Source organism: Christensenella sp. (assembly GCF_034927525.1).
Lineage (GTDB): Bacteria > Bacillota > Clostridia > Christensenellales > Christensenellaceae > Christensenella.
Genome location: NZ_JAYFPU010000091.1, coordinates 1 through 9,005, shown reverse-complemented (window position 1 = coordinate 9,005; position 9,005 = coordinate 1). Strand labels below are relative to the sequence as shown.

The 9,005-nt window shown below is 49.6% G+C and carries 12 protein-coding genes; 8 read left to right on the top strand and 4 right to left on the bottom strand.

Annotated features, from left to right (window positions below; all coding sequences use genetic code 11):
* Positions 1-74: 74 nt before the first annotated feature.
* From VB081_RS03565 to VB081_RS03545, 5 genes are all read left to right on the top strand, one after another.
* Positions 75-1,019 (top strand): DNA-directed RNA polymerase subunit alpha, encoded by a 945-nt coding sequence (locus tag VB081_RS03565; RefSeq protein WP_323399475.1) that lies wholly within the window; start codon positions 75-77, stop codon positions 1,017-1,019.
* A 31-nt stretch (positions 1,020-1,050) separates the two neighbouring features.
* Positions 1,051-1,539, top strand: a complete 489-nt coding sequence (gene rplQ / locus VB081_RS03560) for a 50S ribosomal protein L17 (RefSeq protein ID WP_323399474.1) — start codon at positions 1,051-1,053, stop codon at positions 1,537-1,539.
* Positions 1,540-1,633: 94 nt separating this feature from the next.
* On the top strand, positions 1,634-2,488 hold the full coding sequence (locus tag VB081_RS03555; protein ID WP_323399473.1) for an energy-coupling factor transporter ATPase: 855 nt from the start codon (positions 1,634-1,636) through the stop codon (positions 2,486-2,488).
* Complete coding sequence (locus VB081_RS03550; protein WP_323399472.1) at positions 2,479-3,333, top strand: energy-coupling factor transporter ATPase; 855 nt, start codon at positions 2,479-2,481, stop codon at positions 3,331-3,333. Before VB081_RS03555 ends, VB081_RS03550 begins: the two co-directional genes overlap by 10 nt.
* Positions 3,333-4,136, top strand: a complete 804-nt coding sequence (locus VB081_RS03545; protein WP_323399471.1) for an energy-coupling factor transporter transmembrane component T family protein — start codon at positions 3,333-3,335, stop codon at positions 4,134-4,136. Before VB081_RS03550 ends, VB081_RS03545 begins: the two co-directional genes overlap by 1 nt.
* An 82-nt stretch (positions 4,137-4,218) precedes the next feature.
* Here the strand turns inward: VB081_RS03545 and VB081_RS03540 are convergent, their stop codons facing one another.
* Positions 4,219-5,130: a DUF368 domain-containing protein gene (locus VB081_RS03540; protein WP_323399470.1), complete on the bottom strand. Its 912-nt coding sequence runs from the start codon at positions 5,128-5,130 to the stop codon at positions 4,219-4,221.
* A gap of 112 nt (positions 5,131-5,242) precedes the next feature.
* On the opposite strand from VB081_RS03540, the gene truA reads away from it, so the two are divergent.
* The gene (truA, locus tag VB081_RS03535) at positions 5,243-6,031 is read left to right on the top strand and encodes a tRNA pseudouridine(38-40) synthase TruA (protein ID WP_323399469.1); all 789 of its coding nucleotides are present in this window, start codon (positions 5,243-5,245) and stop codon (positions 6,029-6,031) included.
* A 1-nt stretch (position 6,032) separates the two neighbouring features.
* On the opposite strand, the gene VB081_RS03530 is transcribed toward truA, so the two are convergent.
* Together VB081_RS03530 and VB081_RS03525 are read right to left on the bottom strand one after the other, a co-directional pair.
* Positions 6,033-6,557: a flavodoxin domain-containing protein gene (locus VB081_RS03530; protein WP_323399468.1), complete on the bottom strand. Its 525-nt coding sequence runs from the start codon at positions 6,555-6,557 to the stop codon at positions 6,033-6,035.
* Positions 6,550-7,008 carry a MarR family winged helix-turn-helix transcriptional regulator gene (locus tag VB081_RS03525; RefSeq protein WP_323399467.1) on the bottom strand — a complete coding sequence of 153 codons (459 nt, stop codon included), beginning with the start codon at positions 7,006-7,008 and terminating at the stop codon, positions 6,550-6,552. The genes VB081_RS03530 and VB081_RS03525 overlap by 8 nt, the downstream gene beginning before the upstream one ends.
* Positions 7,009-7,278: 270 nt before the next feature.
* Here VB081_RS03525 and rplM point away from each other — a divergent pair, with 270 nt between their 5' ends.
* Positions 7,279-7,707 (top strand): 50S ribosomal protein L13, encoded by a 429-nt coding sequence (gene rplM, locus VB081_RS03520; RefSeq protein WP_323399466.1) that lies wholly within the window; start codon positions 7,279-7,281, stop codon positions 7,705-7,707.
* 15 nt (positions 7,708-7,722) lie between these two features.
* Positions 7,723-8,118 carry a 30S ribosomal protein S9 gene (rpsI, locus tag VB081_RS03515; protein ID WP_323399465.1) on the top strand — a complete coding sequence of 132 codons (396 nt, stop codon included), beginning with the start codon at positions 7,723-7,725 and terminating at the stop codon, positions 8,116-8,118.
* Positions 8,119-8,187: 69 nt separating this feature from the next.
* On the opposite strand, the gene VB081_RS03510 is transcribed toward rpsI, so the two are convergent.
* On the bottom strand, positions 8,188-8,916 hold the full coding sequence (locus tag VB081_RS03510) for a tRNA 2-thiocytidine biosynthesis TtcA family protein (protein ID WP_323399464.1): 729 nt from the start codon (positions 8,914-8,916) through the stop codon (positions 8,188-8,190).
* Positions 8,917-9,005 lie beyond the last annotated feature (89 nt).

Here is a 9,005-nt window from a genome sequence, read left to right as displayed (position 1 = left end):
TTGATTGTTGAGTTGTATTCTAAATAATAGGCGTATTCCCTTTATGGATATCCTATTTAGAAGGAGGTTACAATATGCTTGAAATAGAAAGACCAAACATCGAATGTACCGAGATGAGCGAAGATAAAAAGTACGGCAAGTTCGTGATGGAGCCTCTTGAAAGAGGATTCGGCACGACGCTCGGGAATTCCCTGCGCCGTATTCTGCTTTCTTCTCTGCCTGGTGTTGCGGTAACAAGCGTAAAGATAGACGGCGTCTTGCATGAGTTTTCGACAATTGAAGGCGTGCACGAGGACGTCACAAACATTGTGCTCAACTTAAAGGGTCTGTGTGCGAAGATGTATACAGACGAGCCCAAAAAGTTGATCATCAATGCAAAAGGTCCCAAGGAAGTAACAGCAGCCGACATCGAGACGGATTCCGAGGTGGAGATCATCAACCCGGATTTGCATATTGCAACGATCGACAAAACGGCGAATCTGTATATGGAGATCATGATCGCTAGGGGCAGAGGGTATGTGCTTGCCGACAAAAACAAAGAAGCAAACATGCCTATCGGAGAGATCCCGATCGATTCGCTGTTCACACCGGTGACAAAGGTCAACTTTGCCGTGGAAAATACGCGTGTCGGCCAGATTACTGACTTTGACAAACTGACCATCGAAGTATGGACAAACGGCAGCACAAATGCTGACGAGGCGATTTCGCTGGCGGCAAAGATTATGAGCGAGTACCTCTCTCAGTTCATCAACCTGACGGATCACGTGGGTGACGTGGAGATCATGGTGGAGAAGGAAGAGGACAAGAAAGAGAAGATTCTGGAGATCACGATCGAGGAGCTGGATCTTTCGGTACGTTCGTACAACTGCTTGAAGCGCGCGGGCATCAATACTGTAGAAGAACTCATTATGCGTAACGAAGAAGAGATGATGAAGGTGCGTAACCTGGGCAAAAAGTCGTTAGAAGAAGTAGAGCAGAAGCTTGAAGCGCTGGGGCTTAGCCTGCGCAAAGACGATTGATTTCGGACATTAACGGAGGTTTTAGAACGCTATGAGAAAATTAGGCAGACCGTCTGACCAGAGAAGAGCAATGCTCAGGGGGCTCGTTACGTCCCTCATCTGGAACGGTAAAATAGAAACAACGATGATGCGTGCAAAAGAAACGCAGAGAATCGCTGAGAAGCTGATCACAAAGGCGATCCACGTATACGACAATACGGTCGAGGTGGAAAAAACTGTGGACGGCACAATGACGAAGGTCACAAACGATTCTCCGGAAAAGCTCGCTACGAGACGTATCCTGATGAAGTATTTGTATGATTTCCCGGAAACGAAACAGCCGAAGGAAAGCAAATACGACTACAAGAAGCGTACAGGCGATGTGAAAAGCCCGGTGGTCGAGAAATTGTTCCGCGAGATTGCGCCCAAATATGCGCAGCGCGCAAAGGACAAAGGCCAGGGCGGCGGATATTCGCGCATTATCAAAAAAGGACCGAGACGCGGCGACGCGGCGGAAGTTGTTATCTTAGAATTGGTATAACAACAGAAGCACAACGGTTTAAACAGAGAATGAAAAGGGGAGGAACTGGCGAGGCAACTGCTGTTCCTTCTTTCTGTTATCAGGGAATGTATTTATGCAAAATATGATCGAAGCGAAAAATTTGAGATATGCCTATCCTGTCCCGGAGAGAGCCGAGGGAGAGGAAACAAAGCCGCTAAAGTATGCGCTTGACGGTGTTACGCTTTCGGTGAAGCAGGGTGAATTTGTGGCGGTGCTGGGGCACAATGGCAGCGGGAAATCCACCTTTGCAAAGCACATCAACGTTCTTTTGCGCGCGCAGGAAGGCAGCCTTTTTGTTGTAGGGCTGGATGCGGAAAGCGAAGACAACATCTGGGACATCCGTTCCCATGCGGGAATGGTGTTTCAGAACCCTGACAACCAGATCGTTTCTACGATCGTGGAGGAGGACGTCGCTTTCGGGCCGGAAAACTTAGGCGTGCCGCAAAAAGAGATCGTAGAGCGCGTATATGAGGCGCTTGGCGCTGTCAATATGCGCGGGTTTGAAAAGCGTGCACCGCATATGCTCTCGGGCGGTCAAAAGCAGCGCATCGCCATTGCGGGCGTGCTGGCGATGCACCCGGACGTGATCGTGTTTGACGAGCCGACAGCCATGCTCGACCCGCAGGGGCGGGGAGAGGTGATGGACACCATCCGCTTTTTGAACAAAGAGCAGGGGAAGACAGTTGTCCTGATCACACATTACATGGAGGAAGCGTCGGAGGCGGACAGGGTGTTTGTGATGACGGACGGGAAAATAACGGACGAGGGGACGCCGCGCGAGGTGTTTTCGCACAAGGAAAAGCTGGACGCCGCAGGCCTTTTGCCGCCGCTTGCAACACAGGTGTATCATGAACTGAAGGAAAAAGGAATAGACATCGGGGATTGCCCGGTGACACTTGAAGAATTGGTGGACGGATTATGCCGGTAGAACTGAAAAACCTGAATTATTCTTATATGCCGGGTTCCCCTTTTGAGGTGCGTGCATTAAAAGATATCAGCATGCGTGTAGAAGACGGCGAATTTGTGGGCATCATCGGACACACGGGCTGCGGAAAATCGACGCTGATCCAGCAGATGGCAGGCCTTCTGACGCCATCGAGCGGTACTGTGGAAGTGGATGGCGAGGATATCAACGCAAGCGGCTACGACCGTAAGAAATTACGCCGGACGCTCGGGGTGGTGTTTCAGTATCCTGAATACCAGCTCTTTGAAGAAACGGTTGGCAAGGACGTTGCGTTTGGCCCTGCAAAAGCGGGGATGGGTGAGGAGGACGTCAGAAAGAGCGTGGACGACGCGCTTGCACTGATGGATTTTGATCCGGAAAAGATACGCGATATTTCGCCCTTTGACCTGTCAGGCGGTCAGAAACGCAAGGTGGCGATCGCGGGCGTGCTGGCGACAAAGCCGCGTATCCTGATCTTGGACGAGCCCATCGCAGGACTCGACCCCATCGGCAGGGAGCAGTTCATGCAGCTTGTGCGCAGGCTGAATGTGCAAGGGACGACGATCATCATGATCTCGCACAATATGGACGGGCTGGCAGATTATGCGACGCGCATCATCGCGATGGATCATGGGGAAATCTATATGGACGGTACGCCGGGGCAAGTGTTTGCGGACATCGGAAAGCTGCGGGCTGTAGGCCTTGACGCAAGTGAAGCGCGGCAGGCAGCGTACCTTCTTAAGCAGTGCGGGTGGGATATCCCGGACGACATCATCACGAGAAGCGAACTGGTTGACTTTATCGTAGCACATCGTAAAGAGGACAGGTAATGATCAAAAATATTACATTGGGCCAGTACTTCCCGGGCAATACGATTGTCCATAGACTGGACCCGCGCATGAAAATCATAATCGCGCTTTTGTTCCTGGTCGCCGTATTTGTGGTACGGGACTGGTGGGGATTTTTAGCGCTTGGCGTTTTATTTATCGTCATCACTATGCTTTCAAAAGTTGGCCTGCGCACCATATTGCGCAGTATCAGGCCGCTTTTGTTCATCATTATTTTTACATTTGCATTGAATATCCTGTTTTTTGCACCGCAGGATCCTTCGCATATCATCTGGCAATGGGGCATCATCAAGATATCCACGGACGGCATTGAAAAGGCGATCTTTATTGCCATCCGTCTGATTCTTCTGATCTTTGCAACCAGCCTGCTGACGCTCACAACGTCGCCCATGCAGCTGACAGATGCTCTGGAAAGCCTGCTGCGGCCACTTAAAAAGATCAAATTTCCTGTGCATGAGATGGCGATGATGATGAGCATTGCGATGCGCTTCATTCCTACGCTGATCGATGAAACCGACCGTATCATGAAGGCGCAGACAGCACGTGGCGCGGAATTTGACAGCGGAAACCTGATCAAAAAAGCAAAAAATATGATCCCGCTTCTCGTTCCCTTGTTTGTGGGAGCGTTCAAGCGTGCGGACGAACTTGCAATGGCTATGGAAAGCCGTTGCTACCATGGCGGCGAGGGCAGGACGCGTATGAAGGTACTGCACTTTGAAAAGACAGACTGGATCGCCGTTATTCTGATGTTCGGACTGTGTATTCCTTTTATGATCTGGCTGTAAACGTCTTATCACATCATATAAAAAACAAAAGACCGCCGGCTTTCATGCAGGCGGTCTTTTGCTTTTGTGTTAAAAAGGGAAATCAGTTCAAAGACTCGTCAGGGGTCAGTGTTTCGTCCGGCTTGTATTTCTTTTCCAGTCGACCCATCACATACCCAAGAGCAATACCGCCAACGGTAGCGCCGATACAAATCAACACCAGCGCAGGAGAATAAGCTACGGTTCCACCGTTTTCCAACGCTTTGCCGCTCCATGGAACAATCATAATGGTAGAAGCAATGATCACACCCAATATAAAGTGGTACATGCCGCTGTACGCTTTATCAAACAGCTTACTAAATGCTTTGGAAAGAAGCAGGAAGCACAATACCGCGCCTGCCACGACAGGGATGAGAACACTCAGATCCATACTGCCGATCCTGGTCATCATGACGCCATAGATACCCATATACAGCAGGAAGTTGGACGGGCTGAGGCCGGGAACGATCGCCCCCAGACCCATGAGCGCGCCTGCCATCAACCAGACAAAGACATTGTTTGTGGGCAGGGACGCAGAACCCAAGGCTTTTTGCATAAAGAGCAAAAAGAAAATCATTGCGGCAGCTGTTACCGCCAGAACAACAAAGTGTACCGGCTTGCGTCCTTGTCGTCCGGCCTGCTTGTAAAGAGCAGGAAACGTTCCGGCCACACAGCCGATGAAAAACCATACAAGGGGGACTTCCGCAACCTGAAAGAATTCGCCCAGCACCTTAGAGACGAGCACCATACTGATCAGTACGCCGATCCCGATGGGCAGGAAAAACCGCAGATTTTGCATAAAGTTTTTGCGCAAATTGGCAAAAAACCGTATCATCGGTTCATAGACGCCGAAGATGGCGGCAAACACACCGCCGCTGACGCCCGGAATGATGAACCCCGTGCCGATCACAATACCCTTTACTAACCTGAAAATCCATGCAAAAAGGCGATTGCCCTTTTTTTCTCTTTTATCCATTCATACGCATCCTTATTATTTAATATCAGATTAAATTGTATCATAAATCGGGCTATGTGCACAGGGTGGAAATTCTGAAGATTTACAATCCTTGCACGAAGGATGTGGATTGTTGTATGATGAACAAAGAAAATATCTTGCAAAAGCGGAGGAAAGTTATTTGCGCGTAGCTCTTGTGATCGAATACGACGGTACGAATTACTGTGGTTGGCAGGTGCAGAAAAACGGCGTCAGCATCCAGCAAAAGATAGAAGAAGCGCTGCAAAAAGCGCTGGGAAGACGGACGGCGATACACGGCTCTGGACGTACGGACGCGGGCGTACATGCCTTAGGACAGGTCGCGCATTTTGAAGCGCAGACAGATATCCCGGCGGACAAATTCTTTTATGTGCTCAATGATCTGCTGCCGCAAGACATCCGTATCATACGTTCTTATGAAGTGGCGGACGATTTTCATGCACGGTTTTGCGCCAAGGGAAAGCATTATCGCTATGTGATCCATAACGCGCGTGCAAAGGGCGCGGTCAACAGGCTGTACAGCATGTTTGTGCCCGTACCGCTCGACATGGGGCGCATGGAGGAAGCAGCGAAGCATATCGAAGGGACGCACGATTTTTCGGCATTCTGCGCGGCGGGAACAGATATCAAGGGAACGGTACGTACAGTGGATGAGGTGCGGCTCGGGCGCGACGGGGACTATATCATCGTCGATGTGGTCGGCAGCGGTTTTTTATATAATAGGGTGCGCATCATCGCGGGCACGCTGATCGCGGTCGGCAAAGGAAAGATGGAGCCGGCGGAGGTAAAAGAGGCGATCGACAAAAAAGACAGGACGCTTGCTGGCGCGACAGCGCAGGCGCAGGGGCTGTTTTTGGTGGAAGTGTTTTATACTGCATTGTAGATCAGATCGTCTGCAAATGATCGAGCAATGGCTGCAGGTTTGCGGGATCGGTGAAGTCGAATTGTTCTTCAAAATGTTCCAGCAAAAAGTTTTCCCAGTCCTCGCGGTCGGCGGGGGCTTTTTTATTGAGCATCTTACGGAACAGGCTCATCATGATCTTGTCGGCAAGCTTCATGTGGTGGTAGTCCATGCCGCCGCGCAGGAAAAAGACAGGGATATCTGCAAGCGCCGGATTGCGGCCCTTGATCTCATCTTCTATTCCTGCAATAGGGAAGGATGCGCCCGTCGCAAATATGACAATGTTTTTGCTGTGCAAGCGTGCAAGGTTTTTTTGCAGGAAGGATATCCCGTTGACGCCGCCCGCATAAAGTCCGCCACCATAAACAATGGTGTCGTACTTCTGCAGCATTTCTGCCGTCGTCTTGGATTTTGGATACAGGTCGGCATTTAGCTTCGTGGCGAGCCACTCCGCGTATTTTTTGGTGCTGCCATATTTCGACTGATATATAATGATTGTGTCAGACATCTTTGTTGTGCTCCTTTTCTATTCGGCTGAGCGACGCATACAGACGGTCAAGCCCTGTAAGCAGGGAATCGGCCTCCCCAACAGAAAATCCGTCAAAAAGTTTTGCGATAAACATCTCGTCTTTCTGGTGATGCGACTGTGCATAGTCAGACGCTTTTGCGGTAGGGATGACACGCAGGGCGCGTTTATCCTCCTGGTCCTTTTGTACATCAACAAAGCCTTTTTCCTTTAGCCGCAGCGCGAGCTGTTTGACGTTCTGGTGGGAACTGCCCATTTGTGCGGCAAGCTCGCTTATGGTAGGCGGCTGCTCAAAAAAGGTATCCAGCACCGCCATAAAAAACCACTGCTTGGTGGTCAGGCCGTCAAGGAACCAGTTACCCACGGTCTCTAAGCGGTTAGAGAGCAAAAACAGGCTGCCAAAAATACGGTATCGTGCATCAATGTTCTTCATTTATCTGATCCTTTCGCAAATAGATAATATATTACCTATATTAGGTATCATATTACCTTTTTAATTTTTTGTCAAGCTGTATTATGGTTTTAATCAAAATGCTTGACAACCGCGCGTGTTTTCAGTAAAATATCTAATGCGCCTATATGCACAATTAGCCCTGTGCGTGCGCACAAGCGACGGATTTTGCTGTGGGATTTGGGACATCCCATTTGCGGGAAATGTTGCGCACAAATGAAAAATATGGATATACCATGGGAGGAAAGCCTAATGAAAACATATATGGCGAAACCCGGTGAAGTGCAGCAGAAGTGGTATGTTGTCGATGCCAAAGGACAGGTATTCGGCAGACTCGCAAGCAAAATCGCGAGCATTCTCCACGGCAAAAACAAACCGGAATATACTCCGCATGTTGATACAGGCGATTTTGTGATCGTGATCAACGCGGAGCAAGTAGTATTTACAGGAAAGAAGCTGGAACAGAAATTATACCGTACGCATTCGGGATATCCGGGCGGCCTCAAAGAGACGCCTTACAAGGTGCTGATGGAAAAGAAGCCGGAATTTGCCTTGTACGAAGCGGTAAGAAGGATGCTTCCTAAAAACAGGCTGGGCAGGAAGATGCTCAAGAAATTACGCGTTTACAAGGGTGCGGAGCATGAACATGCAGCGCAGATGCCCGAAGTAATCGAGCTGTAAGGGAGGGAGTATCAGATGGCAAAGAAAGAACAGTTCTTAGGAACAGGTAGAAGAAAAAAATCGATCGCCAGAGTCCGCATCATGGCAGGCAAAGGCGAGATTACTGTCAATAAGAGGGATATCGAAGAATTTTTCGGTTATGAGACCCTGAAGATGCTGGTTCGTTCTCCTTTTGTGGTTACGGAGACCATGGGCAACTATGATGTGTTCGTAAACGTAAAGGGCGGCGGCTATACCGGCCAGGCAGGTGCGATCCGTCATGGTATCGCGCGCGCGCTGATCAAAGCGGAGCCGGAATTGCGCGGTGCGCTCAAATCGGCAGGCTTCTTAACGCGTGACCCAAGAATGAAGGAAAGAAAGAAGTACGGCCTGAAAGCCGCACGTCGCGCTCCTCAGTTCTCCAAGCGTTAAAAAGTATTTCATCAAAAAGAGAGACCCGCAGCCTTACATGGTTTGCGGGTTTTTTGTATGCACTGAAATTTAATGCTCTGAAAAATCTTTGTCCCACAGGTTGTAGGTGTGTGTGCTTTTGATGGCGTTCAGCATATTGTCGGCTGTCCCCGGATAGAGCGAATTCAAATAGTTTACAATATCCTTTGCCTGTTCCCGCTTGGTGGAAAAATCGATGGGGCATGGGTTTTTGGCGATGGGGATATCGTGCCGCCGTACGGCGGAAATAATGTCGCTTTCCCGCAAAAATACAAATGGCCGCAAAAGCGTGATGCCCCGCCGCGACATATAGGACTTGGGCGAAAAGGTGTTCATACGCCCCTCGTACATCAGGCTCATCAGTAAAGTCTGTATCACGTCGTCCCCGTGGTGGGCAAACGCCGCTTTGTTGCAATGCAGGTTTTGCGCGTTTTCATAAAATGCGCCCTTACGCATTTTAGCGCACAGGGAGCAAGGGTTTTTCTCCTTGCGGATATCAAATACGATCTCAGAAATATTGGTTTTGACGATCGTGAGCGGGATATCGAGCTCGTCCGCATAGCGCTGCATAACATCCGTCGCATAATTGCCAAACCCTAGGTCGATCGTGATGGCGCACAGCTCGTAATCTTTTTTTGCGTATTTCTGGTACAGCTTGAGCGCATATAAGAGCAGCATAGAATCCTTGCCGCCCGAAAGGCCAACGGCGACCTTGTCGCCCGGCCGGATCATTGTGAACTGCTCGTCCGCCCGGCGGACGCCGCCTAAAATTTTCCTCATAATCCTCATAATTCCTAAAATTTTTCTAAACTAAAACCGTTTGCATTGAAATTATATCATAGATACAGTACCATTGTACTGCTTCAGGA

Bases quoted from the DNA above. Each gene is read 5' to 3' on its own strand.
- VB081_RS03555 (WP_323399473.1), top strand. From the start codon at position 1,634: ATGCAAAATATGATCGAAGCGAAAAATTTGAGATATGCCTATCCTGTC.
- VB081_RS03525 (WP_323399467.1), bottom strand. From the start codon at position 7,008: ATGAAGAACATTGATGCACGATACCGTATTTTTGGCAGCCTGTTTTTG.
- VB081_RS03530 (WP_323399468.1), bottom strand. From the start codon at position 6,557: ATGTCTGACACAATCATTATATATCAGTCGAAATATGGCAGCACCAAA.
- VB081_RS03510 (WP_323399464.1), bottom strand. From the start codon at position 8,916: ATGAGGAAAATTTTAGGCGGCGTCCGCCGGGCGGACGAGCAGTTCACA.
- rplQ (WP_323399474.1), top strand. From the start codon at position 1,051: ATGAGAAAATTAGGCAGACCGTCTGACCAGAGAAGAGCAATGCTCAGG.
- rplM (WP_323399466.1), top strand. From the start codon at position 7,279: ATGAAAACATATATGGCGAAACCCGGTGAAGTGCAGCAGAAGTGGTAT.
- VB081_RS03540 (WP_323399470.1), bottom strand. From the start codon at position 5,130: ATGGATAAAAGAGAAAAAAAGGGCAATCGCCTTTTTGCATGGATTTTC.
- VB081_RS03550 (WP_323399472.1), top strand. From the start codon at position 2,479: ATGCCGGTAGAACTGAAAAACCTGAATTATTCTTATATGCCGGGTTCC.
- VB081_RS03565 (WP_323399475.1), top strand. From the start codon at position 75: ATGCTTGAAATAGAAAGACCAAACATCGAATGTACCGAGATGAGCGAA.
- rpsI (WP_323399465.1), top strand. From the start codon at position 7,723: ATGGCAAAGAAAGAACAGTTCTTAGGAACAGGTAGAAGAAAAAAATCG.
- VB081_RS03545 (WP_323399471.1), top strand. From the start codon at position 3,333: ATGATCAAAAATATTACATTGGGCCAGTACTTCCCGGGCAATACGATT.